The sequence below is a fragment of the Synechococcus sp. 8F6 genome (assembly GCF_002252665.1).
In the GTDB taxonomy this organism is placed as follows: Bacteria; Cyanobacteriota; Cyanobacteriia; order PCC-6307; family Cyanobiaceae; genus Cyanobium_A.
The window spans coordinates 1-22,470 of record NZ_NQKZ01000007.1; the positions used below are offsets into that span (position 1 = coordinate 1).

Sequence of the window (22,470 nt, forward strand, 5' to 3'; positions counted from 1 at the left end):
TGGAATTGGATGCCGCTGCGCGCCATGACCGGACTGGTATTTGTGTACCACTATATAGGGCCTGGGTGGCCGTCGCGGAGTGAGCTGGGTAATCAAGTCGGGCGATGCGCTGGTGGTTCGGCGGGACTATGTCCAGCATCCCAGGCTGCAGGCTCTGCTGATACAGCTGCATCGGCACTATCTGCCGATGGTTCGCAACCACGCCGAGGTCGACTTTGATCCAGTTTTTCTGGCCCGAGTCGGCTTGTGAGCTGGGGGGTTTATGCAGAAACTGCAAGGTCTGCGAGATTGTGCGGTGTTCGGCTGAATTCGCGCTTTTTAGTGAATTGGTGACACTACGGTTGCCCAACTATGGCTGCGCTCTGAGTGGTCTCAGTGGAGGTGTTGGCGGCGTTGGATGCCCTGTTGTGGCTGCGCACCGGTGAGCGCGCTGCCGCCTATCTCGAGTGCACCCAGTCGACGGTGAGCCGCCACAGCCGCCGCTGTCTGCAGGTGTTTGGCCTGGCGATGCAGAAACGGGCAGGCGAATGGTGCCTGCAAGGAGACCAAGCTCTGATTGATCTGGAGCGCGCCGTGCATCAGCTGCTGCGGTGGCGGCAAGGCCGCTGCCTGCGGCTTGACAGCCAACACTGGTGCGGCCATTTGTTGGCCACGCAGCTGCCCGACGCCTGGACGTGCGGCAACTCCAATTATCTCGAATACCAGCGGCCGCACGAGCTGTTGCTCCATGGTGTGATCGATGCCTGGCTTTGCTCCGCACCCGATCTCCCCGACCATCCCGACCTGCACGCCATCCAGCTCACGGCCATGCCGCTGCACATGATGGTGAGGCCCGGTCACCCGCTCCTGCAGCGTGGTGATCGGCTCTCCTTCGCGGATCTGGCCGACTACCCCGTGCTGCCGTTGCCCGATGGCGCCTTCCCCAAGGCCCAGCGCATCCTCGAAGACCACAACCTCTGGTCGTGTCCGGAGCGGGATCGGCGTGTCCAGCAGGCCTGCTGGTTTGACACGGTGCCCGTGGAGGACTTGATGATCGGCTTCGGCACGCCCCTGCAGCGGGTGACGGGCTTCTTGGATGGCTGCGTGCCCTTGCCGCTCACCTTGCCGATCACAGTCGGGGAGGCCCTGGTGGTGAAACGGGAGTTTGTCGCCCGCTCCCATCTGCGCAGCCTGCTGGCCGCACTGGTCGGCAGGGCCACCCAGTTGGCCGCCGGGCTCGAGGTTGTGGAGGTGCTGCTGAGCGATCAGCCGGGCTTGAAGGTCAGCGCAACGCCGTTGTTGCAATAACGCTTGCCGGTGGGCTTGGGGCCGTCGTCGAAGACATGGCCTTGGTGGCCTCCGCAGCGCTGGCAGTGGTATTCGGTGCGCGGCACGATCAGCTTGAAATCCAGCTTGGTGGCGATGCCGTTGGGCAGGGGTTGCCAGAAGCTGGGCCACCCGGTGCCGCTGTCGTATTTGGCCTTGGAGCTGAACAGCGGTAAAGCGCAGCCGGCGCAGAGATAGGTGCCCGCACGTTTTTCGCCGTTCAACGGACTGGAGAAGGGCCGTTCGGTGCCTTCCTGGCGCAGCACCTTGTAGGCGGGCGGGCTGAGCCGTTGTTTCCAGGCGGCTTCGCTGAGCTGCCAGGCCGGATCCTGGGCTTTGGAGGCGGCTTCGGCGCGGGAGGCACCGGTGAAGAAGGCACCCAGGCTGGATCCCAGGGCCACCAGTAGGTTGCGGCGCGGCATTGTCATCCGAGCGTGCCTAGTTCAGCCAGCCGGCGCTGAGCACCACGGCCAGCCCCAGAAAGATGGCCAGCAGCGTCCAGCTGATGCGGTTGAGGGTGGCTTCCGCGCTGCGGGCGCTGGTGAACATGGACCCGCCGCTGGCGGCCAGACCGCCCATGCCGTCGCCCTTGGGGCTGTGCAGCAGCACACTGATGATCAGCAGCACGCCACTGCCGATCCACACCCACGACAACACAGACGTGATCATGGCCTCTCCGCTGATGGACGCAGGCTAAACGCCCAGCGTCTGGGGGATGCGGCTGGCGTCGGCGGTGGTGCCTGCGGGCAAGACCAGCGACGCGCCGCTCATCGTTGCTGGTTTCGGCAGGTTCAGGATTTCGAGGATGGTCGGGGCGATGTCGGCCAGCCCGCCTTGGTCGCGCAGCAGCACATTGGTGCCATGGCCGGGCAGTTTGCGCTTTTCGCCCTCCACCAGGATCACGGGCACCGGGTTGGTGGTGTGGGCGGTCCAGGGGCGGCCATCGGGCCCTTCCATCGTCTCGGCGTTGCCGTGGTCGGCGGTGATCAACAGGGTGCCACCCATGCGATTGGTGGCCTCCATCAGTCGGCCCACGCAGGCATCCACGGTGCTGATCGCTTCTGTGGTGGCCTCCATCTTGCCGGTGTGCCCCACCATGTCGGGGTTGGCGTAGTTGATCACCACCAGGGAATAGATGCCCTTTTGGATGGCAGCGATGCAGCTGTCGGTGAGTTGGCTCGCCGACATGGCGGGGGATTGGTCGTAGGTGGCGACGCGGGGTGAGGGCACCAGATGGCGGTCTTCGCCTGGGAAGGCCTGCTCGATCCCCCCATTCATGAAATAGGTGACGTGGGGATATTTTTCCGTTTCGGCGGTGCGGAACTGACGCAGTCCAGCCTCGGAGACCACCTGTCCCAGCAGGCCATCCAGGGATTCCGGTGGGAAGGCCACCGCCACCGGTAGGCCCTTCTCGTATTGGGTGAAGGTCACCACATCGAGTGGGGTGATCGCCTCCCGTTCGAAGCCGTCAAAGTCGGGCACCACCAGGGCCCGAATCAGTTGCCGCACCCGGTCGGGGCGGAAGTTGAAACACACCAGGGCATCGCCCGCCTCAATCAGCCCCTCGGCCAGGCGCAGGGGCTCCAGGAATTCATCGCCAATGTCCAGGGCGTAGGAGGCATGGATGGCATTGACCGGGCTGAGCTCGGAGATGGGGGCTGGTTCGGTGTAGAGGCGGTAGGCCTTCTCGGTGCGGTCCCAGCGGTTGTCGCGGTCCATCGCCCAGTAGCGGCCGCACAGCGTGGCGATCCGCCCGACGCCAGCCCGGCTGATCTGATCCTGCACCTGGGCGACGAATCGGGGGGCGCTGCTCGGGTCGGTGTCGCGGCCATCGGTGATGACATGCACGCAGACATCTGACAGACCCCGCGCTGCAGCCCAGCGCAGCAGCCCACCCAGGTGGGTGATATGGCTATGGACGCCCCCGTCGGAGCAGAGGCCGATCAGGTGCAGGGTGCCTCCCCGTTGGATCAGGCCATCGGCCAGGGCGTTGAGGGCGGGGTTGGCGGCGAGGCTGCCGTCCTTGACGGCCTGGCTGATGCGCACCAGCTCCTGGCGGATGATGCGACCAGAGCCGATGGTGAGGTGTCCGACTTCCGAGTTGCCCATTTGGTCGTCAGGTAAGCCAACGGCCGACCCACTGGCTTCAATCAGGGTGTGGGGATAGGCGTGCCAGAGGGCATCCATCACCGGGGTGCTGGCGGCGCGAATGGCGTTGTGTTCGTCTTCGTGGCGGTAGCCCCAGCCATCCAGGATGGCGAGCACGACGGGGGCGACAGCCGCAGATTCTCGAAACGCCGGAGGTGAGCCTGCGTTCAGGGTGGATTGCTGCTGGGAGGGAATTGTTGTCACCCGTCTCACCTAGCGGCGTTGGGACCAACGCCTTCCAAATCCAACTTACAGTGCAGATGTGCTGCGATCCCCGCCGATCCCGGTACGGTCAGCCTTTGGCGACACCCAATCGGTGCTGATCGATCGGCTTGAACTGCTCTCGGCCCAGGATCTGGGGCGCACCCTCGACCGGCTGGCCTCCCAAGTGTTGGAGAGTGTCACCAACAGTCGGGACTTGGTGCTGCTGGGAATCCCCACCCGCGGTGTCGCGTTGGCCGCGGTGTTGGCCCAGCGCTTGGCGGCGATGACGGCTCACCCGATCGATCAGGGCACAGTGGATCCCACCTTCCATCGGGACGATCTGGGGCGGGTGGGAACCCGACTGTCCCAGCCCACCGATCTGCCGGTGGCGCTGGATGGGCGTGAGGTGGTGCTGGTGGACGATGTGATCTTCACGGGACGCACCGTGCGGGCAGCACTTGAGGCCCTGCAGGCCTGGGGACGGCCGAAGCGGGTGCGCTTGCTGGCCATGGTGGATCGTGGCCATCGGGAGCTGCCGATCCAACCCGACTTCTGCGGTCGGGTGGTGCCGACAAGCCGCCAAGAATCGATCCAGCTCTGCCTGCAGGGGATCGATGGGGAGGAAGGGGTGTACCTGGTGAGGCCGGAGATCTAGGCGGGCTCGAGTTCGTCGCCTCGGAAATGGGCCCGGAATTTGCCGAAGGCCACCACCACCGGCAGGGTGGGGCTGATCACCCGTCCCTTCCACTCGTTGAGAACAGTCACCACCTCGCCTTGCTGACCCTGCAGGTCAAAGGCCTCGCCGCGGTGCTGGGGGTGGTGGTAGACGACCACGCTGTGGGAGACCTTGACCTGATCACCTGGCTGCATGGCCTCGAAGTTTGGAGACGGGGCTAATCCTGTCACGCGCCACTCATCGCTTGCAGGCCGTTTCTGGTCCGGCTTCCACCACCCTGCCGCCCAGGGCCCGGCAGGCGGCCTGGAATGCCGACCATTCGTCCATGCCGCTGGCAATCCGCTGGCGCACCTGGGCGTCGAGCTGTGAGTCGGGCACCGTGTGCGGCAGTTGGCCGTGGGCGTCCCGTTCGCGCTCCTGGCCCTTGAGGCTCTCAATGCTTTGCGTCACCTTGGCCTGCACATCGCGGCTGTGGGTTTTCCACCAGGGATGGTCGATGCGGGTCAGGGCATCGAGGGCTTCCCACCAGCGCTGTTGATCGCCAAGGCGTTTGGCGCGCTCGAACTGCAGTCGGTTGCGGGTCCAGTTTTCACGCAACTTGTCCCCCAGGCTGTTGCCGTCGCTCCGCTGGTCGTCGCCCATCTCGGCCAGGAGCGCCAGGGCGCCGGGCAGGTCGCCCTCCTGGAAGCGGCTGAGCGCCTTCTGTTGCAGAGACTGCTGCCACACCACCAGCTGTTGACGGTCGGCCGCTTGGCCGGCCTGGGAATTCACCAGTTGCAGCTGAAGTTGCAGGGCGGGGCTCCATTGCTGTTGCTGCCACAGCTGGGCGGCCTTGCGGCGCCGGCAGTTGCCCTGCTCGGCCGGGGCCTGGCCACCGAGCCAGCGCAGGGCCTCGAGTTGTTCGCTGTAGCGCAGGCAGGCCTCGAGATCGCCTCCCCGGGCGGCCTGCTCCAGGCGTTGCGGCAGCTGTTGCTCCCACCAGTAGGCCGCCCCGACGCCGCTGGCCACCAGACCCAGAGTGAGGCCGAGCCAGAATCGGGGCAGCCTGTGGCGGCGCAGGGCCAAGGCGGGGCTCATGGAGACAGCTTCCGTTTTATGGGCGCATGGGGCCAAATGCACCCTTGCGGGGGCAGCGCCTGTGGCGTCCACCGATTTGGCGCAAGGGGGCTCAGCGCATGGGGGCTCAGCGCACGGCACCCAGCACCCGCGCCTGCGCAGTCCGGCCGCTGCGCAGGTCGGTGGCCTCCAGCACCAGCTGGCCCTGACCATTCACCTGGAAGGCCAGCCGCAGGCAGTCCTCGCCGGGCTGGCCCGGGGTGTCGAGGGCCACGGGTGGGGGCTGGTGGCTCCAGGCCCGGACCCGGCCCTGACCCGCTGGTCGCTGGCGCAGCACCGGTAGGCCGCCCTCGAACACCACTTCGCTGCGCTGTTCGTTGTCGGGTTCTCCCAACACCAGCTCCAGGGCGCGTTGGTCGGGGTTGTTGGAGGCGAGCACCAGCTCCAGCGGCCGCTCACTGGGCCAGGCTTGCCCCGCCACAAACAGGGGTTGCCAGTGGTGGCGACCGGAGCGCTGGTCCCAGCAGCGCAGGCTGACGCCATGGCGCAGCACGTCGCGCACCTGAACGCCTGGTGTGAGCGCTAGGGCCCCGAGGGCCACGGCTTCGACCGGACGCTCGTCGCGCAGGGGCACGCCGCTGCAGCGCTCGCTCAGCCATTGGCGGATCAGGGGGATGCGGCTGCTGCCTCCAACCGGCAGCACGGCGGTGATCTGCTGCAGGGCCAGGCCCTCGCGCCGGGCCGCGGCCAGCACCTCCTCCAGCAGGCCATCGAGTTGGGCGAGCAGGCCCCGTTGCCGCAGCAGGTTGTTGAGGGCACTGCGGCTCAGCCGCAGGGGCTGGGGCGGCTGGCCTGGCCCCGGGGGACTCCAGAGCGCCAGGGCCTCTTCCTTGCTGCTGAGCTGACACTTCAGATTTTCTGCAGCCTGGAGCAGCGCACCATTCAGCGGTGCTCCAGGGCAGAGCTCGGCGGCGATCCAGCGGTCGAGATCCCGGCCCCCCAGGGCCAGGCCTGCTTTGCCGATCACCCGGGCACAGCGCAGGACCTGGCGGCTGGCCCCCAACTCGCGGCCGGCGAAGCGCAGCAGCTGGGCCATCGGTGCCGGCCTGCCCTCGCCCCCTTCCAGGGCCACCAGGGAGAGGTCGATCGTGCCGCCACCGAGGTCCACCACGAGCACCGTGCTGCCGGCCGGCAAGCCCGCCCCGATTGCGGCGGCGGTGGGTTCGTCCACCAGGGCTAGTTCGGGCACGGCCAACTCGCTGCAAACCTCCTGCAGCCATTGGCGATAGCGCAGGTAGCTGTCGATCGGGGCCGTGAGCACCAGCCGCTGCGGTTCCAGGTCGGCGGGCAGCGCCGCCCAGAGCCGACGCAGCAGCAGGGCGCCGGCTTGCTCCGGCGAGAGGGGCAGGCCGTTGCCTGGGGCGGGCTCCATGGCGGCAGATCCGACTGCGGGGGCTGCGCCGATCTGGCGTTTGAAGTCGCGGTGCAGCTGGGGATCGTCGCCATCGGCCAGGCCGGCCTCGAGCACCTGGCGTCCGATCAGGGGCCGGGATGGGGCGGGTTCGCTGAGCCAGAGCAGGGTGGGCACCACCACCGGTTCACTGTTGCTGTAGGGCGGCAAGGCCAGCAGCTGCGCCGCTGCGCCGGGTGCCTGGTAGGCCACCACCGTGGTGCTGCTGCCCAGATCGATCGCCAGGGTGCCGCCCATCCCCCACTTCTAGCCAGGGGGCTGCCGCTGCTGACTTAGGCTTGCTCCATCAAGGTGGTGTTTATGCAGAGCGGTCTTGATCTCAACCCCAAGGAATTGGCCCAGCGGGCCGAAAGCCTGATTCGCCATTCCAGCAACCGCTACCTCACCACGGTGCGCATTGCCTTCCGGGCCAAGCAACGCCGCTTCGATGATTTCGATGGCCTGCTCGACGACTCGATGATCAAGCCCGTGCAGCGGGCCATTGTTGAGCTCAGCGACGAGCAGGATCAGCCCGACCTGCTGCCTGGCTGAGGCTGGCCCAGGCAGGTTCAGGATGCAGGTGCAGGAGGGTGAGGGGTGGCGTTGGCTGGTGGATCCAGGCCGCCACCCCTTTGCTGTGTTGATCGGCGGCCAGGATTGGGCGGTGGAGCTGACCGCCGATGAGGCGCAGGGGCTGCAAGAGGGACTGGTCCACTTGGTGCAGGAGCATCACGGCCTGGTCGACCAGCTGATGGTGGAGGAGACGATCAGCCTGGAGCTGGAGCGGGGCCCGCTCTGGATGGCCCTGGAGGGCGGCCGAGAGGTGTGGCAGCTGCGGTTTGTGCTCACGCCGGCCTCACGGAGCCGGGCTGTGGAGGGCGGCTGGCGGCCCGAGGCCAGCGTGGCCCTGGTGGCCGCTCTCGTGTCGGCCTTGGCCCAGAACGATCCCAGCTGAGACCCGGCCAATCTGGGTGTTGATCAGCAGTGCTGATCACGGTCGCTTTCCCGCTTGCCCCCCAAGAATCGCGGGTGTTTTGCCCAGGTTTTCCCCAGGCCAGGGGCCCGGATCTGGGTCTGGGGCTTGGCTCTGGGGAGAATGGTGCCGTTGTCTGCTTTCCCCTTGACAGCGCCCGCGGTTACCTCCCGCAGCGGCCCCGGCGGGGTGGGCCGGGTGCAGGTTCCTTGAGGGGCAGGCGATCTCAGCCTGGGAGCCCTGGTTGTAGGGCGTGGAACGGCGATTTGACGGTTGTGAGCGGATGTGGAGAACTGGTGCCAAGTCTTTGTTGAGCCCCAATGGAGTTGCAGACCACTGTTGATGCTCGTCCAGCCAGCGTCGCCCAGGCTGCTGAGGAGCCTGAGTCAGCGGCTGCTGCGATGGTCAGCTTTCACGCCGAGGTGCCGGAGGTGCTGTTGGCGTCGATGCACGATTTCATGGCGCAGCATCCCAACTGGGATCAATACCGCTTGTTCCAGGCAGCCCTCGCTGGCTTTCTGGTGCAGAACGGCCTGCACAGCCGCGGGGTGACCCGCTGCTATCTGGCCAATCTGTTCCCCGCCCAGGTCGGTTTCAGGAGCCCGTGAGCCGGCCCCGGTCGTCGGGGCCGAACAGCTGTTGGTAAGCCGCCGTGAGGGTGCAGGCTGCCAGCGGCAGGGTGACCACGAGCCCGACGAGCAGCACCAGGAAACCGGCCAGCACCAGGCCGAGCAGCACCATGGCCAGCCCCAAAGACTGGAGCCAGTGGGGGTCGGTCGCAGCCCGGCTGCAACGGAAGGCCGCCAAGGGATTGAGACCGCCGATCAGGGTGAGCGGCAGGCTCAGAATCTGGTCGGCACTGAAGTAGATCACAGCGGCAAGGCCCGCCAGCAGCGGTAGCGGGGCTAGCACCGGCTGAATCAGAGTGAGCAACCACGAACTGGCCTGGGCCAGGCGCACGATCAGCGCCAGCACCGCCAGGATCAGCACCAGCATCCCGAAACAGCGCAGCATGGCCCGTCCATCCACCCGCAGCAGGTCGCCCAGCCGGGGCCGCTGTTGGTTGAGGGCCAGCAGCGCTCCACGCATCAACCCCACCACGAGCCAGAGACCCGTGATCACATAGAGGATCCAGGCGAAGCCCGCCAGGGCAATCGGCAGGGGATCGGGCCGCCCCAGCAGCGAGATCACCAGCTTGCTCTGATGGCGGTAGAGCAGTTGGCTCAGCAGATTGATGCCACCACCGATCAGGGTGAATCCCATCAACGCCCAGGGGCTGCAGGCAAAGGCTGCCCAGCCCCGCTCGACCGCGCTGCGAATCGCCAATGGGTTTTGGTGGCGTGGCGCCAGATTGCTCATGGGGATTCCAGCAGCGTCAGCAGCTGTTCGGCACTGCTGACGCTCACCGGCAGGATCGAGAGCCGATTGCCCCGTTTCACCACCCCCAGCTCCTCTGGGCTGAAGTTGTCCCGCAGGGCATCCAGGCTCAGCAGGCTGTCGAAGTGACGTACGTACCGCAGACGGACGCAGTCCCAGCGGGGGCGCTCCGGAGTGGCGGCGGGGTCGAAGTATTTCGAGCTGGGATCAAACTGGCTGGGATCGATGAGCTGGGTTTCGATCACCTCCATCAGGCCCACAATGCCGGGTGGTTTGGTGTTGGAGTGATAGAAGAAAGCCTGGTCGCCGATCTGCATGGCCCGCATGAAGTTGCGGGCCTGGTAGTTGCGAATGCCATCCCAGAGTGTGGTGCCCTCCCGCTGCAGATGGTCGATCCCGTAGACATCGGGCTCGCTCTTCATCAACCAAAAGGCCATGGGCGTCGCTGCGGACGGCTCTGGACTGGATGCTAGAGGTCGACCTCTGGGCCGCTACAGCGCGGCGACCAGTTGCCGGAAGTGATCGCCGCGGGCTTCGAAGTCGCTGTATTGATCAAAGCTGGCGCAGGCGGGTGACAGCAGCACGGCGCGGCAGTGCAGGGTTGTTGCCAGTTCGGCGGCCAGGGGTACCCCCTCGGCCAGACCCGGGCAGCACTGCACCACCCCCGCAAACGCAGCCTCCTCGAGCAGGCGCCTGAATTCCGTCCGAGCAGCGCCATACAGCACCACCGCAGCGGCTTTGTGTTGCAGCGCGGCGAGCCAGCCGGCGGGATTGCCGCGTTTCGATTCGCCGCCGGCCAGCACCACTAGGGGGCCCTCCAAGGCATGGATCGCCACTTCGGCAGCGTCGTAATTGGTGGCTTTGCTGTCGTTGAAGTAGCAGATGCCCTGCTGATCGCGAATTCGCTCGAGCCGGTGGGGTACGCCGGGAAAAGCCCGGAAGGCCTGCTCCATCTGGGGGCCTGAGAGCCCGGCGGCCAGTCCGGCGGCGGCGGCCATCAGCAGGTTCTGGCGGTTGTGGGCTCCGGGCATGGCCAGGCTGTCGGCGGCCATCAAGGGTTCGGCTGCCGCACCAGCGCCAGGCTTGACGGCGCGCATCACCTGGCCGTTCTCGATCCAGAGGCTGGGGTGGATCGTGGCGGGCAGGTCGTTGCGCTGGCCGGCGGTGATCCAGGTGGCCTGGTCCCAACTGCTGGCATGGGCCCGGAGATCGGGGTCGTCGGCGTTGAGGATGCGCAGCTTGGAACGCTCCAGCAGGCTGCGTTTGATGGCGCGGTAAGCATCGAGGCTGCCGTGGCGCTCCAGATGGTCCGGCGTCAGGGTGGTCCAGATGCCCACGTCGGGGGCCACCTGCGGGGCCGCTTCGATCTGGTAGCTGCTGAGCTCCATCACCAACCAGTCGGGCGGCGCTGTGCTGCGTTGCCGCTGCTCCAGCACCAGCTCGGCGGCGGAAAAGCCCACATTGCCGCCCATGGGTGCATCCAGGCCGGCGTGCTGCAGCAGGTGGCTCACCAGGTGGGTGACGGTGGTTTTGCCGTTGGTGCCGGTGATGCCGATCCAGGGCACGGCAGCATCGTTGGCCTGCCAGGCCAGCTCGAGCTCGCCCAGGGTGGGGATGCCCTGGCGGCGCAGCGCTTCCAGGGTGGGGTGATCCCAGCGGATCCCCGGGCTCACCACCACCGCAGCCAGGGGCGCCGTCAGGGCAGCAAAGGTGTCGGGGTGGAGGGGGGCATCCAGCTGGACAGGGATGCCGCTCTGCCGCAGCGCGGCGGCTTTGGCTTCGAGGGCAGGACCGCTCTGGTTGTCGATCACCATCACGGCGCGCCCTAGATGGTGCAATAACCGAGCTGCGCCGATCCCGGAGCGAGCCAGACCCACAACCACGGTCAAACCGCTTGCCGTGACTGCCATCTCGGACACTGCAGCTGATCTTCAGTCAGGAACGTGGGCGATCAAAGTGGGCGATACTGGAATCGAACCAGTGACTCCTACCGTGTCAAGGTAGTGCTCTACCTCTGAGCTAATCGCCCCAGAAGCTCGCTCACTTTACAGATCGGTTTGCTGGGGGCCGCACCACCTCAGCAGCGCACCAGCTCGATGCGCCAGCGCTCCCGCTTGGTGGCGGTGATGGTCTCAAGCCGTAGCTCGCCCCGGCCCTCCAGCTGCACCCGATCTCCCGCTGCCAGCAGGCGGCTTGCGCTGGAGATGGGCTGCCAGTTGAGTCGCACGCTGCCCTGGCGGATCAGTTCGGCCATGCGGCTACGCGAGATCCCGAAGCCCGCTGAGGCCACCGCATCCACACGCAGGGAGGCCTCCACGGTGTGGAAGCGCCGCGGCTGACGCGCGGCGGGCAGCTGCAGCTGATCGAGGGGGCGGGCTTCCAGCTGCACCTCCACCGTGCGCACCGTGGTGCTCAGCCCAGCAAGGGCCATCGCCTGCTGGGCGGTGAGCACCGCCTGGGCGCCCCGATCGCCCCGCACCCACAGATCGCCCAGGCTGTCGGACTGTGCACCGAGAGCGAGCAGCCCTGCCCGGAAATCGGCGCGTTCGGCGGGATCGAACAGGAAGTTGCCGCTGATCTCCAGGCCCATCAGTGCCTGGGGCACGGCGTTGGGCTCCAGGGCCGCCTCGCGACGCAGCAGCAGCAGGCGCCGCCGCTCAGCTCCCGGGTAGCCACCGCTGCTGCTCAGGCTGAGTTCGCTCAGGTCGCCCAGCCGTTGCTCGGCCTCCTCGCACACCTCGGCGTCCACAAAGGCTGTCCACACCGGCTCCCAGGTGCGCAGGGCCTGGTCGGCCGCGTTGATCACGGCCTTCAGTTCCTGGGGGTGCTTGCTGCCCTCCAGCAGGTCGCGCCGCGGCAGCATCAGATCCACGCCTGCCTAGCCATCGCCCAGGCGCACCACGGCCAACGGTTTGGCCTGCTGCAGGCTGATCCACGGCATCTCAACGCCATTGGCGGTTTCGGCCAGCAGCAGCCAGTGCCCCTCCTCCACCCGGTTGCGCAGGCTGCGGATCCGGTCGTCTTCTTCTGAGCGCACGCTTGCCGCCGCCGCGAAGCTGCCCATCCAGCCCGAGCCCATGCCCAACAGGGCGCCGATCAGGTGCTGACTCCAAGCGCCAGCAAAGGCAAAGGTGTCGAGGTCGGTGATGTAGGTGAAGGTGAGGCCGGCCAGGAAGCCAAAAGGGATCAGCCAGCGGGCCATCGAGCGCTGGCGGTTGCGCCGCGCCACCGCCGGATTGAGCCGCTCCACCTCCGCCAGGGTCTGCTCGCCTGCGCCGATGGCCTCCAACCGCACCATCGGCGGCTGCAACTCCGCCAGTCGGTCCTTCAATTGATGCAGGCGTTTGCGGTCGTTCAACACCACCACCACACTCGTGCCCACGCTGCGCTCGACTCTTTGAGGATGGAGGGATTCTCGCCGCTCACTACACTGCACCGCCGGCTCACCCTCCCAACCGCCGGGCATGACAAAGGTTCTCGTTTCGGATCCCATCGACCAGGCGGGGATCGACATCCTGTCCCAGGTGGCCACGGTCGATGTGCGCACCGGCTTGCCGCCTGAAGAGCTCAAGGCGATCATTGGCGAGTACGACGCCTTGATGATCCGCTCAGGCACCACGGTGACCGCGGACATTATTGAAGCCGCCGACAAGCTGCGGATCATCGGCCGTGCCGGTGTTGGGGTGGACAACGTGGATGTGCCAGCGGCCACCAGGCGGGGTGTGCTGGTGGTGAACTCCCCCGAGGGCAACACGATTGCCGCCGCTGAGCAGGCCCTGGCGCTGATGCTGGCCCTCTCGCGCCATGTTCCCCACGCCCACGCCAGCACCATGGCCGGCGGCTGGGATCGCAAGAAATACGTTGGCAACGAGCTCTACAAAAAAAAGCTCGGTGTGGTGGGCCTGGGCAAGATCGGCTCCCATGTGGCCCGGGTGGCCAAGGCCATGGGCATGGACGTGATGGCCTACGACCCGTTCGTGTCGGCGGAGCGGGCCCAGCAGATGCAGGTGCGCCTGCTGCCCCTGCCGGCCCTGTTTGCTGAAGCCGACTTCGTCAGCCTGCACCTGCCGCGCACGCCGGACACCGAGAACCTGGTGAACGCTGAGCTGCTCAAGACGATGAAGCCAACAGCCCGCATCGTCAATTGCGCCCGCGGCGGCATCATCGACGAGGCGGCCCTGGCCGAAGCGGTGGACAACGGCACCATCGGCGGCGCCGCCCTCGACGTGTATGCCAATGAGCCCCTCGACGCCGGTTCGCCCCTGCGCCAGGTGCGGGAGCGGCTGATCCTCACCCCCCACCTGGGCGCCTCCACCGAAGAGGCCCAGGAGAATGTGGCCATCGATGTGGCCGAGCAGATTCGCGACGTGCTGCTGGGTCTGCCGGCCCGCAGTGCCGTCAACATCCCTGGCCTCAACGCCGAGGTGATGGAGCAGCTCAAGCCCCATCTGCAGCTGGCTGAAACCCTCGGCCAACTGTTGAGCCAGCTGGCGGGTGGCCCGATCAATGAGCTGGAGGTGCGGCTCCAGGGCGACTTTGCGGCCCATCCTCCCCAGCCGCTGGTGGTGGCAGCCCTCAAGGGCCTGCTCTCCACGGCCCTGGGCGACAGCATCAACTACGTGAACGCCAGCCTGGAGGCCAAGGAGCGTGGCATCCATGTGTTGGAGGTGAAGGACGATGCCAGCCGTGATTTCGCCGGCGGCTCGCTGCAGCTCAGCTCCAAGGGCTCCAATGGCAACCACACCGTGACTGGAGCCGTGTTCGCCGAGGGTGAGCTGCGCATCACCACCATCGACGAGTTCCCCGTGAACGTGGCCCCGAGTCGCCACATGCTGTTTACCCGGCACCGCGACATGCCCGGGATCATTGGCCAGCTGGGCTCCCTGCTGGGCGAGCACAACGTCAACATCGCCTCCATGCAGGTGGGCCGCCGCATCGTGCGCGGCGATGCCGTGATGGTGGTCAGCCTCGACGATCCCATTCCGCCCAGCCTGCTGGCCTCGGTGCACGCGATCAACGGCATCCAGGAAGCTCATCCGGTCACCCTCTGATGGTGGCCGCGTCTGGCGGCGCCCCGTTCGGCGCCGGCCCCAGCTGGTGGCGATTGGAGCTGGCGGCGCTACCCGAGCTTGAGGAATCCCTGCTGTGGAAGCTCGGGGCCCTGGGGATTTCCCGCGTGGCCGTGCAGCACCGGCCCGAAGATCCCGGTGAGCGGCAGCTGGTGGCCTGGCTGCCGGCCATCGATTGGCCCGAACCGGAGCGCTGCCAGCTGGAGCGAGCCCTGGCCCCCCTGGCGCAGACCTTTGGCCTGGTCCTGCCCCCGATCCGCTGGAGTGAGCAGGCCGACGAAGACTGGAGCCTTAGCTGGAAGCAGCACTGGCAGGCCGACCCGGTGGGCCAGCGCCTGCTGATCCTCCCCGCCTGGCTCCCCTGTCCGCCCGAGCATGCCGAGCGTCTGGTGATCACCATGGATCCCGGCAGTGCCTTCGGCACCGGTAGCCATCCCACCACCCGTCTCTGCCTGGAGGCCCTCGAGGGCCTTGAGTTGGCCGGGCTGCGGGTGGCCGACCTCGGTTGCGGCAGCGGCGTGCTGGGCCTGGCGGCCCTGCGCCTGGGCGCGGCCTCGGTGGCGGCGGCCGATACCGACTCCCTGGCGGTGCGGGCCACCGCGGACAATGCCGCCCTCAACGGCCTCACGTCCCAGGTGCGGGTGGGCTTGGGCTCGGTAGAGGCTCTGGCTGCCCTGCTCGACGGCCAGCCGGCCGATCTGCTGCTCTGCAACATCCTGGCGCCGGTGATCCAGGCCCTCTGCCCCGCCTTTGAGACGGTGCTGGCCGCCCACGGCGTCGGTCTGCTCAGCGGCCTGCTGGTGGATCAGGCCCCGGCCCTGCAGCATGAGCTGCTTGAGCAGGGTTGGCGGGCGGAGCTCACGGCCCAGCAGAGCCAGTGGGGGCTGATGACGATCCGGCGTGTTGCATAAGGCACGCTGATCTGTGCCTTGGCTTTGATTGGGCTTCCCGGATCCTGGCGCGCAAATCAGCAGGAAAGGCGTGCGGCGGATGTATGAAGGGCGTGTCCTACAGGCCCGGCTTCCGGGTGCCTGTGAGCCCCAACCCTTTTCATGGCTTCCTACAAGGTCACCCTCATCAGCGAGAGCGAAGGCCTCAACAAGACCATCGAGGTTCCTGACGACCAGTACATCCTCGATGCCGCTGAAGAGCAGGGCATCGATCTTCCCTACTCCTGTCGTGCAGGCGCCTGCTCCACTTGTGCTGGCAAGCTGACCGCCGGCACCGTCGACCAAAGCGATCAGAGCTTCCTCGACGACGACCAGATCGAAGCTGGTTTCGTGCTCACCTGCGTGGCTTACCCCACCAGCGACTGCACCATCAAGACCCACGCTGAAGAAGAGCTTTACTGAGCTCGGGGTCCCTGCGAGGCGCCAGTCAGGTCCTGGCTGGCGCCCCTTGAATCATCCAAGCTTGTTTGCCACCCTGCGGGGTGGCTTTTTATTGTCATCCTGGAGCCTTGTTCAGTGTCAGGCCAGACAACCCCTTTGCGGGGAGCCTCCACACGCGGCACCGTCGAAGTCCTGCTGGAGCCGGGGAGCGAGCACACCAGCCCTGGAGGCCAGTACAGCTATCGGGTGCTGGGCCCCTGTTGCCGTCTGTTTGATCGCGAGGAGCTGCCCTGGCCTTGCTGCCGCCTGGCCTGGCGCAGCAAGGAGCCCAGCTGGCGGCGGATCGGCCGGCGTTTTGTTCCCGATCTGGCCTCGCGCCGCTGTCCCTCCTATGCGGTGGAGCTGCTCCAGCCGGGAGCCCGACCCACCCGCACGGTCATGACCCTGTTTCCGGTGCGTCTGGGGGCAGGCCTGCAGGAGTGGTGGTACAGCAAGTTGCCGGCCTCCCTCGACCATGCCAACAGCCAGCCTCCCGGCCAGTCGGTGACGCCTGAGCAACGCCCCTGAGTCGGGCACCCAAAACGGGCCACAAAAAAGCCGGCGCTGGGGCACCGGCTGATGGGGGATCGGTTCAGATGGGACGCGATCAGAAGTAGATCTTGCCGCCGCCCCACTGCACGCCCTGCACCTTGGGGGCCACCAGGATGTAGCCGGCCATCAGACGCAGATCGTCGTCGTCGAGATCGCGCATCTTCACGAAGATGTCGCTGCTGCGCATGCTGGGGTGGACGTCGGCGATGCTGTACTCCCCGTCATAGGAGGTGGGGTCCTTCATGTAGTCAACCAGGGCCTCCACGTTGTCCCTGGACGGGGTGGCCAGGGCCAGGGTCTCGGGGTCGAGGCCCACGTTCTGGTTGGTCTTGGTGATCCCGCCGGCATGGCACTCGCCGCAGCTGCTATTGAACACCTTGCGGCCGGCTTTGATCTCCTGCTCGCTGAAGGTCACCAGGGTGCCATCGGGGCTGGCCGGCACGGTGAGCTGCTCGGTGCTCCACGCGGCCGCCAGGGCCGGGCCACCGAAGCCCATGCACAACAGCAGAGCCAGGGGCAGGGCCAACAGGGTTCGGGCAAGTGCGCGAACACCCCTGCGGAAGGTGGCCCTGCTGAAGGTGGCTCTGCTGAAGGCAGCCGAGGAGAAGGAGGAGGCCATTGGGAAAAGCCGGCGGGTAGGCGGGAGAGACCGCATCGGAGACCTTGTATCACGGGGGAAGGGCCCTCCGGAGCGGAATCGCGCGAACTGTTGCAGGCCTAGGCCGTGGCCGGTTCGGGTGGCGTGATGTCGATGCTGAGGAAATCCTTGGCCACCACGGTATTGGCGAAGATGGCCCGGGCTTCCGCCACCAGGTCGTCGGGGGTCATCGCATTGCCCGGCATGTAGCGGGGGCTGAGGTGGGTCAGCACCAGCTGCTTGACGCCGGCCTCCAGGGCCGTTTGGGCCGCCATCGTGCTGGTGGAGTGCTGGCGCTGGTAGGCCAGCTCCGCCTCGGCGTGGGAGAAGGTGGATTCGTGGATTAGGAGGTCGGCCCCGGCGGCCAGCTGCACCGCCGCCGCGCAGAACACGGTGTCGGTGCAATACACGACGCTGGCGCCCGGGCGGTCGGGGCCGCAAAGGCTGGCGCCCTTGATGATGCGGCCATCGTCCAGGGTCACGCTGCGGCCAGCCTTGAGCTCGGCATAAACCGGGCCGGGCGGGATGCCCAGGGCCCGGGCACGCTCCACGTCGAAGCGGCCGGGCCGCGGTTTCTGGTCGACCCGGTAGGCAAAGGCCGGCACCCGGTGGGTGAGCGGGGTGCAACGCACGGTGAGGTCGTCGTCGTCGAGCAGCAGGGCGCCACTGCTGGCGGCGGGCTGCACTTTGTGGGTGCGCAGCGGGTAGCCGATGCGGGTGGAGGAGGTGCGCAGCACCCCTTCGAGGTAGTCGCGCAGCGGGTCGGGGCCATAGAGATCGATGCCCGTGCAGGTGCCCGCCAGCCCCAGGCTGGCCAGCAGCCCCGGCAGGCCGAACACGTGGTCGCCATGCATGTGGGTGATGAAGATCCGCCGCAGCTGGCTCACCCGCAGCTCGCTGCGCAGGAACTGGTGCTGGGTGGCCTCACCACAGTCGAACAGCCACAATTCACTGCGCTGGGGCAGCCGCAGCGCCACGGCCGACACATTGCGGCCCCGGGTGGGCACGCCGGAACTGGTGCCTAAAAAGGTGACCTGCACGGTCGTGCCGCCTCTGGCGCATGCTGCCACGCCGGGCACAATGAATCCCCTGAGCAGGAATCTTTCTTTTGGCGCCGCCTTCCCCTCGCCAGCGCGTCCTCTCCTGGTCGGCGACCTGGCTCGTTGCCGGGCCCGCGGCGGCTGTGGTGCTAGCCGGGGCGGCCCCCATGGCCCTGCAGGCCCAGGCTGCTGAGCCCCAGGTGCGGGTGCTGCTGCTGGAGGCTGACCGGATGCCGCTGGCGGCAGGCCAGCAGCCCTTGGTGCTTCGGGCCGGCAGCCAGCGCTGGTTGCTGGCCCCCAGTGAGTCGGTGGTGCTGCAGCTCGCCGCCGGCGACCTCGTGCTGGAGCGCGGCGGTGCCGTGGAGCGCCTGCCCCAGATGTCCGAGCTCTGGCTCGAGCCGGCGGCGCGGCCTTCCGGCGATGGGGCCGATTTCCAGCTGCAGCAGCGGGGCTACCGCGGGCGTCTGCAGCTCCTGGTGGGCGCCTCTGCGGTGCGGGCCATCAACCACGTGCCCCTGGAGGCTTACCTGCCCAGCGTGGTGGGCAGCGAGATGCCGGCCAGTTGGCCCCAGGCGGCTCTGCGGGCCCAGGCGGTGGCGGCCCGCACCTATGCCCTGCGACAGCGCAAGCCCACGGCCCCCTTTGACGTGAGCGCCACCGTGTCGAGCCAGGTGTACAAGGGCGTCGATGCCGAAACGCCCTCCACCCGCCAGGCGGTGGCCAGCACCCGCGGTCAGGTGTTGATCTACGGCTCCAGCCTGGCCAATGCGGTTTTTCACAGCAGCGCCGGCGGCAGCACCGAAAACAGCGGCGATCTCTGGAGTCAGCAGCTCCCCTACCTGGTGAGCGTTCCCGATTTCGATCAGCACAGTCCAGTGCACGCCTGGGAGCAGCGGTTGGAGCCCGAGCAGCTGCAGAAGGCCTTCGGCGAGATCGGCGGAGCCCAGCGCATCGAGGTGCTCGCCACCACCGGCTCAGGACGGGTTCGCCAAGCCCGGGTGATTGGCCCCAGCGGCACCCTGGTGCTCACGGGTGCCAAGTTGCGCAGTCGCCTCGGCCTCAAGAGCACCCTGGTGCGCTTTGAAGTGCTAGCCCCCGAGTTGGCAGCCCTTCCTCCCTCCCTGCCGCCCCTGCCGCCCCTGCCGTCCCAGCCGTTTGATCCGGGGGGCCAGCCGCCCGTGCAGGTGCCCCCGCCGTCGCTGTTGGCGATCGGCCGCGGCTACGGCCACGGTGTGGGCATGAGCCAGTGGGGGGCCCACGGCCTGGCCCAACGGGGCCAGAGCTACGACCAGATCCTGCGCCACTACTACCGCGGCACCGAGCTGCGTCCTTACACCAGCCCCTGAGCGTGGAGCTGCTCGCGTTGCCAGACGCCCAGGCCGTGGCGACGGCGGTGGCCGAACGGGTGTGTCAGGCACAGCAGGCTGAGTTGCCCAAGCCCCTGGGCCTGGCGACCGGGCGCACCATGGAGCCCGTGTATGCGGCGCTGCGGTTGCAGCTGGGCCGGCTCAGGCCTCAGGAGCGGCAGGCCATCCGCGATGGCTGGCTGAGTTTCAACCTCGACGAGTACGTGGGCCTGGCGGCCGACGATCCACGCTCCTTTGCCGCCTTCATGGCTGATCAGCTGCAGCGGCCCCTGGGGTTGCGGGCGGATCAGGTGCGGCTGCCCGATGGCCTGGCGACTGATCCCCAGGCCGAAGCTCACCGCTATGCGACGGCCCTGGCCGCCGCCGGGGGCTTGGGCCTGCAGCTGTTGGGCCTGGGTGGCAACGGCCACGTGGGGTTTAACGAACCCCCCTGCGCTGCCGAGGCCCCCTGCCGCTGCCTGGAGCTGAGCCCCGCCACCCGCGCCCAGAACGCCGGCGCCTTCGGCGGCGATGCAGGGGCAGTGCCGGCCCGGGCCATCACCCTGGGAATGCTGGAGATCCTGGCGGCCGAGCGGATTCTGCTGGTGGTGACCGGTACGGCCAAGGCCGGGATCCTGCGGCGCGTTCTGGAGGAGCCGCCCCACGACAACCTCCCGGCCAGCTGGCTGCAGGGCCATCCCGCGGTCACGGTGATCGCCGATGCCGCAGCCCTGGCTGGTTAAGCGGGCTTGGCGGGCTGGTTCAGCCCATCAGCGTTGCCAGCACGGACTGCATCAGATCCTCGTTGGCCTCCAGGTTGCTGGTGACGCTGCGCACATCGTCGAGGTCGTCGAGGGCGTCGAGCATGCGGTAGAAGGCCCGCAGGCTGTCCTCGTCGCCGAGGGGGCAGGCGGTCTGGGGAATCCAGCGGTGTTCCCAGCCGCCCACGGGCAAACCCTGGTGGCGCAGGCCGTCTTGTAGGGCTTCGAGGGCCTCGAAGGCGCCGAACACCTCGGCCCCCTCGCCATCGAGCTCGTAGCCCAGGGCTGCTGGCCCGCCCCGCTCCTCCAGCGTCAGCAAGCTGTCCAGCAGCGCCTCCTCCTGCAGGCCGGGCTGCTCGATCCGCACCACCGCCCGCTGCTCAAACAGGTAGCCCACGCAGCCCGTCTCGCCCAGGTTGCCGCCGTGTTTGCTGAAGGCCAGGCGCACGTCGGCGGCGGTGCGGTTGCGGTTGTCGGTGAAGGCCTCGATCAGCACCGCTACCCCGCCGGGGCCATAGCCCTCGTAGCGCACAGCCTCAAAGGCATCGCCCGCGCCGCTGCCCTGCCCGGAGCCCTTGGCGATGGCCCGCTCGATGTTGGCGTTGGGCACGCCGGCGGCCTTGGCCTTCTCGATCGCCGTGCGCAGCTGGAAGTTGCCAGCTGGGTCGGCTCCACCCCGGGCTGCCACGGTGATTTCCCGCCCCAGCCGGGTGAACACGGCACCTCGCTTGGCGTCCACCACCGCTTTGGTGCGTTTGATCTGGGCCCACTTGCTGTGGCCGGCCATCGGAGGGTGCGGGGAAAAACGGCGGGGTCAGCCAGTGGCGTTGAACACCAGCTTCGGCTGCAGCAGGCCGGTGCCATTGGCGCGGGCCATGCCGGCCAGGTTGCCATCCGGGGCCAACACGGCGACCGGCTGTTCGGCAGCCAGCTCCTGGCCGGGCTCCAGGGGCGCTGCGGCGGCCAGGGCCCTGCCGCATCGCCAGCCCGCCTGCTCTGTTTCATCCAGCTGCCGTCGGGGCAGGTGCGCCAGGGCCGCCAGGGGATCCAGCAGGGGCGGCAGGGGCGCCTGCTCGAGACGCTCCAGCGGCACGGCTTGTTCGAGGCTGAAGCCCAGGGCCTCGGTGCGTCGCAGCCCGGCCAGGGCGCCGCCGCAGCCCAGTGCCTCCCCCAGGTCGCGTGCCAGGGCGCGGATGTAGGTGCCGGCCGAGCAGCGCACCAGCAGCTCCAGGCTGCCGGCCGCGGCATCCCAGCCCAGCAGCTCCAGCCGCTGCACGGTCACCGGCCGGGCCGCCAACTGCAGCTGCTCCCCCTGGCGCACCCGGGCATAGGCCCGCTGGCCGTCCACATGCACCGCCGACACCTGGGGCGGCACCTGCTGGATCGGGCCGCGAAAGGCCGCCAGGGCCGCCTCCAGATCGGCCGCCGTCAGGGCGGGCACGGCGGCGCGGCTCAGCACTTCTCCTTCCAGGTCGTCGCTGACGGTGCGCACCCCCAGTTGCACCACGCCCCGGTACGTCTTGTCACCCTCCAGGTAGGGCAGCAGCCGGGTGGCGGGGCCAAGGGCGATTGGCAGCACGCCGGTGACGGCGGGATCCAGGGTGCCGCCATGCCCCACGCGGCGCAGGCCGTAGGCACGCCGCACCCGGCCGACGCAGGCGTGGGAGGTGAGGCCGGCGGGCTTGTCGAGCACCAGAAAGCCGCAGGGCTGGTCAGCCATGGATCGGAGCGTCAGCCTTGCAGGGTCCCATGTTCGGCCTCGATGACCCTGCAGCAGCGCCGTGACCTCGCGTTTCTGGTGCTGGCCGGCATCTTTCTCGGCACCATGGGCATGCTCAATATCCTCGGGCTCACCCGCTTTCTGCAGCTGGGCAGCATCGGCTCCTGGCCGATCGTGGTGGCTGTGGGCGCCCTGCCCTATCCGGTCACTTTCCTCTGCACCGACCTGATCAGTGAGCTGTGGGGTGAGCGCAAAGCCGGGCAGCTGGTGTGGGTGGGCCTGGCGCTCAACGGCTGGATCGTGCTGATCCTCTGGCTCGGTGGCATCCTGCCGGGTCTGGCCGGTGCGCCGGAGGCCACCTTCTTCGAGGTGCGCCGCCTGGCCTTCGGGGCGGTGGGGGCCTCGATGGTGGCCTACCTGGCAGCCCAGTTCACCGATGTGCGCCTGTTCCATTTCTGGAAACGCGTCAGTGGCGGCAAAGCCCTGTGGCTGCGCAACAACGGCTCCACCCTGGTGAGCCAGCTGGTGGACACCACGGCGGTGGTGTTGATCAGCCACTACGCCAGCCATCTGCTGCCGGTGCGCGCCGGCGAGCCGGTGCTGCCCCAGTTGGCCTCGTTCATCGCCAGCGGCTACCTGTTCAAACTCATCGCCGCCCTGGCCGACACCCTGCCCTTTTATGGCTTGGTGGCCTGGCTGCGGCGCTGGCTGGAGGTGCCCGGCGACGGAGCCGAGTTGCTCGACGGGGTGCCTGAAGGGGCCCCGAATCCCGGCACCTAGGTTGGC

Annotated in this window: 27 protein-coding genes and 1 tRNA gene; 12 read left to right on the forward strand and 16 right to left on the reverse strand. The window is 67.9% G+C overall.

Annotated features, from left to right (window positions below; all coding sequences use genetic code 11):
• Positions 1 to 366 precede the first annotated feature (366 nt).
• Complete coding sequence (locus tag CJZ78_RS06585) at positions 367 to 1,287, forward strand: LysR substrate-binding domain-containing protein (RefSeq protein WP_143592864.1); 921 nt, start codon at positions 367 to 369, stop codon at positions 1,285 to 1,287.
• Here the strand turns inward: CJZ78_RS06585 and msrB are convergent.
• Genes msrB through gpmI form a run of 3 tightly spaced genes read right to left on the reverse strand, consistent with a single transcriptional unit; the run spans position 1,245 to position 3,570 of the window.
• A complete protein-coding gene (gene msrB, locus CJZ78_RS06590) occupies positions 1,245 to 1,727 on the reverse strand; it encodes a peptide-methionine (R)-S-oxide reductase MsrB (RefSeq protein WP_094560117.1) in 483 nt (160 codons plus the stop codon). The two genes, CJZ78_RS06585 and msrB, sit on opposite strands and share 43 nt — an antisense overlap.
• A 16-nt stretch (positions 1,728 to 1,743) precedes the next feature.
• A complete protein-coding gene (gene secG / locus CJZ78_RS06595; protein WP_094560118.1) occupies positions 1,744 to 1,974 on the reverse strand; it encodes a preprotein translocase subunit SecG in 231 nt (76 codons plus the stop codon).
• Between the two features lie 24 nt (positions 1,975 to 1,998).
• On the reverse strand, positions 1,999 to 3,570 hold the full coding sequence (gene gpmI / locus CJZ78_RS06600) for a 2,3-bisphosphoglycerate-independent phosphoglycerate mutase (protein ID WP_233128549.1): 1,572 nt from the start codon (positions 3,568 to 3,570) through the stop codon (positions 1,999 to 2,001).
• Between the two features lie 199 nt (positions 3,571 to 3,769).
• Here gpmI and pyrR point away from each other — a divergent pair, with 199 nt between their 5' ends.
• A complete protein-coding gene (gene pyrR, locus CJZ78_RS06605; protein ID WP_094560229.1) occupies positions 3,770 to 4,312 on the forward strand; it encodes a bifunctional pyr operon transcriptional regulator/uracil phosphoribosyltransferase PyrR in 543 nt (180 codons plus the stop codon).
• Here the strand turns inward: pyrR and CJZ78_RS06610 are convergent.
• From CJZ78_RS06610 to CJZ78_RS06620, 3 genes are all read right to left on the reverse strand, one after another.
• Positions 4,309 to 4,527 (reverse strand): ferredoxin-thioredoxin reductase variable chain, encoded by a 219-nt coding sequence (locus CJZ78_RS06610; protein ID WP_094560119.1) that lies wholly within the window; start codon positions 4,525 to 4,527, stop codon positions 4,309 to 4,311. The two genes, pyrR and CJZ78_RS06610, sit on opposite strands and share 4 nt — an antisense overlap.
• A gap of 43 nt (positions 4,528 to 4,570) precedes the next feature.
• Positions 4,571 to 5,410 (reverse strand): hypothetical protein, encoded by an 840-nt coding sequence (locus tag CJZ78_RS06615; protein ID WP_233128550.1) that lies wholly within the window; start codon positions 5,408 to 5,410, stop codon positions 4,571 to 4,573.
• Between the two features lie 106 nt (positions 5,411 to 5,516).
• Positions 5,517 to 7,097 (reverse strand): Hsp70 family protein, encoded by a 1,581-nt coding sequence (locus CJZ78_RS06620; RefSeq protein WP_094560120.1) that lies wholly within the window; start codon positions 7,095 to 7,097, stop codon positions 5,517 to 5,519.
• 63 nt (positions 7,098 to 7,160) lie between these two features.
• Between CJZ78_RS06620 and CJZ78_RS06625 the strand changes: the two genes are divergently transcribed.
• The 3 genes from CJZ78_RS06625 (at position 7,161) to CJZ78_RS06635 (ending at position 8,420) form a co-directional block, all read left to right on the forward strand.
• Positions 7,161 to 7,391, forward strand: coding sequence for a DNA-directed RNA polymerase subunit omega (locus tag CJZ78_RS06625; protein ID WP_094560121.1), 231 nt, complete (start codon positions 7,161 to 7,163; stop codon positions 7,389 to 7,391).
• A gap of 22 nt (positions 7,392 to 7,413) precedes the next feature.
• On the forward strand, positions 7,414 to 7,794 hold the full coding sequence (locus tag CJZ78_RS06630; RefSeq protein WP_094560122.1) for a DUF1818 family protein: 381 nt from the start codon (positions 7,414 to 7,416) through the stop codon (positions 7,792 to 7,794).
• Between the two features lie 419 nt (positions 7,795 to 8,213).
• Positions 8,214 to 8,420 (forward strand): DUF2811 domain-containing protein, encoded by a 207-nt coding sequence (locus CJZ78_RS06635; RefSeq protein ID WP_094560231.1) that lies wholly within the window; start codon positions 8,214 to 8,216, stop codon positions 8,418 to 8,420.
• Here CJZ78_RS06635 and CJZ78_RS06640 read toward each other — a convergent pair.
• The 6 genes from CJZ78_RS06640 to CJZ78_RS06665 all read right to left on the reverse strand — a co-directional run bounded on the left by CJZ78_RS06640 (position 8,407) and on the right by CJZ78_RS06665 (position 12,571).
• The gene (locus tag CJZ78_RS06640; protein ID WP_094560123.1) at positions 8,407 to 9,171 is read right to left on the reverse strand and encodes a hypothetical protein; all 765 of its coding nucleotides are present in this window, start codon (positions 9,169 to 9,171) and stop codon (positions 8,407 to 8,409) included. The two genes, CJZ78_RS06635 and CJZ78_RS06640, sit on opposite strands and share 14 nt — an antisense overlap.
• Positions 9,168 to 9,626, reverse strand: a complete 459-nt coding sequence (locus CJZ78_RS06645) for an EVE domain-containing protein (RefSeq protein WP_094560124.1) — start codon at positions 9,624 to 9,626, stop codon at positions 9,168 to 9,170. Before CJZ78_RS06645 ends, CJZ78_RS06640 begins: the two co-directional genes overlap by 4 nt.
• Before the next feature lie 54 nt (positions 9,627 to 9,680).
• Positions 9,681 to 11,099, reverse strand: coding sequence for a UDP-N-acetylmuramoyl-L-alanine--D-glutamate ligase (gene murD, locus CJZ78_RS06650; RefSeq protein WP_094560232.1), 1,419 nt, complete (start codon positions 11,097 to 11,099; stop codon positions 9,681 to 9,683).
• Positions 11,100 to 11,146: 47 nt separating this feature from the next.
• Positions 11,147 to 11,218 (reverse strand) — tRNA-Val (locus tag CJZ78_RS06655).
• Between the two features lie 48 nt (positions 11,219 to 11,266).
• The gene (locus tag CJZ78_RS06660) at positions 11,267 to 12,052 is read right to left on the reverse strand and encodes a photosystem II S4 domain protein (RefSeq protein WP_094560233.1); all 786 of its coding nucleotides are present in this window, start codon (positions 12,050 to 12,052) and stop codon (positions 11,267 to 11,269) included.
• Between the two features lie 15 nt (positions 12,053 to 12,067).
• Positions 12,068 to 12,571 carry a hypothetical protein gene (locus tag CJZ78_RS06665; protein WP_094560125.1) on the reverse strand — a complete coding sequence of 168 codons (504 nt, stop codon included), beginning with the start codon at positions 12,569 to 12,571 and terminating at the stop codon, positions 12,068 to 12,070.
• Positions 12,572 to 12,653: 82 nt separating this feature from the next.
• On the opposite strand from CJZ78_RS06665, the gene serA reads away from it, so the two are divergent.
• The 4 genes from serA (at position 12,654) to CJZ78_RS06685 (ending at position 16,156) form a co-directional block, all read left to right on the forward strand.
• Entirely contained in the window at positions 12,654 to 14,240 is a 1,587-nt protein-coding gene (gene serA / locus CJZ78_RS06670; RefSeq protein ID WP_094560126.1) for a phosphoglycerate dehydrogenase, read from the forward strand.
• Positions 14,240 to 15,169 carry a 50S ribosomal protein L11 methyltransferase gene (gene prmA / locus CJZ78_RS06675; RefSeq protein WP_094560127.1) on the forward strand — a complete coding sequence of 310 codons (930 nt, stop codon included), beginning with the start codon at positions 14,240 to 14,242 and terminating at the stop codon, positions 15,167 to 15,169. The genes serA and prmA overlap by 1 nt, the downstream gene beginning before the upstream one ends.
• 141 nt (positions 15,170 to 15,310) lie before the next feature.
• Entirely contained in the window at positions 15,311 to 15,610 is a 300-nt protein-coding gene (locus tag CJZ78_RS06680; RefSeq protein ID WP_094560128.1) for a ferredoxin, read from the forward strand.
• 135 nt (positions 15,611 to 15,745) lie between these two features.
• Positions 15,746 to 16,156: a hypothetical protein gene (locus CJZ78_RS06685; protein WP_198953856.1), complete on the forward strand. Its 411-nt coding sequence runs from the start codon at positions 15,746 to 15,748 to the stop codon at positions 16,154 to 16,156.
• A 79-nt stretch (positions 16,157 to 16,235) separates the two neighbouring features.
• On the opposite strand, the gene psbV is transcribed toward CJZ78_RS06685, so the two are convergent.
• Both psbV and rnz read right to left on the reverse strand, forming a co-directional pair.
• Complete coding sequence (gene psbV / locus CJZ78_RS06690) at positions 16,236 to 16,799, reverse strand: photosystem II cytochrome c-550 (protein WP_094560129.1); 564 nt, start codon at positions 16,797 to 16,799, stop codon at positions 16,236 to 16,238.
• 98 nt (positions 16,800 to 16,897) lie between these two features.
• Complete coding sequence (gene rnz, locus CJZ78_RS06695; RefSeq protein ID WP_094560130.1) at positions 16,898 to 17,857, reverse strand: ribonuclease Z; 960 nt, start codon at positions 17,855 to 17,857, stop codon at positions 16,898 to 16,900.
• 167 nt (positions 17,858 to 18,024) lie between these two features.
• Between rnz and CJZ78_RS06700 the strand changes: the two genes are divergently transcribed.
• Together CJZ78_RS06700 and CJZ78_RS06705 are read left to right on the forward strand one after the other, a co-directional pair.
• A complete protein-coding gene (locus tag CJZ78_RS06700; RefSeq protein ID WP_094560235.1) occupies positions 18,025 to 19,203 on the forward strand; it encodes a SpoIID/LytB domain-containing protein in 1,179 nt (392 codons plus the stop codon).
• 8 nt (positions 19,204 to 19,211) lie between these two features.
• On the forward strand, positions 19,212 to 19,946 hold the full coding sequence (locus CJZ78_RS06705; RefSeq protein WP_369802034.1) for a glucosamine-6-phosphate deaminase: 735 nt from the start codon (positions 19,212 to 19,214) through the stop codon (positions 19,944 to 19,946).
• A gap of 19 nt (positions 19,947 to 19,965) precedes the next feature.
• Here CJZ78_RS06705 and CJZ78_RS06710 read toward each other — a convergent pair whose 3' ends face one another.
• Positions 19,966 to 20,751, reverse strand: a complete 786-nt coding sequence (locus CJZ78_RS06710) for a YebC/PmpR family DNA-binding transcriptional regulator (protein ID WP_094560131.1) — start codon at positions 20,749 to 20,751, stop codon at positions 19,966 to 19,968.
• 27 nt (positions 20,752 to 20,778) lie between these two features.
• Positions 20,779 to 21,684, reverse strand: a complete 906-nt coding sequence (gene truB, locus CJZ78_RS06715; protein ID WP_094560132.1) for a tRNA pseudouridine(55) synthase TruB — start codon at positions 21,682 to 21,684, stop codon at positions 20,779 to 20,781.
• 42 nt (positions 21,685 to 21,726) lie between these two features.
• On the opposite strand from truB, the gene CJZ78_RS06720 reads away from it, so the two are divergent.
• Positions 21,727 to 22,464: a queuosine precursor transporter gene (locus CJZ78_RS06720; RefSeq protein ID WP_094560133.1), complete on the forward strand. Its 738-nt coding sequence runs from the start codon at positions 21,727 to 21,729 to the stop codon at positions 22,462 to 22,464.
• The last annotated feature ends 6 nt before the right edge of the window (positions 22,465 to 22,470 follow it).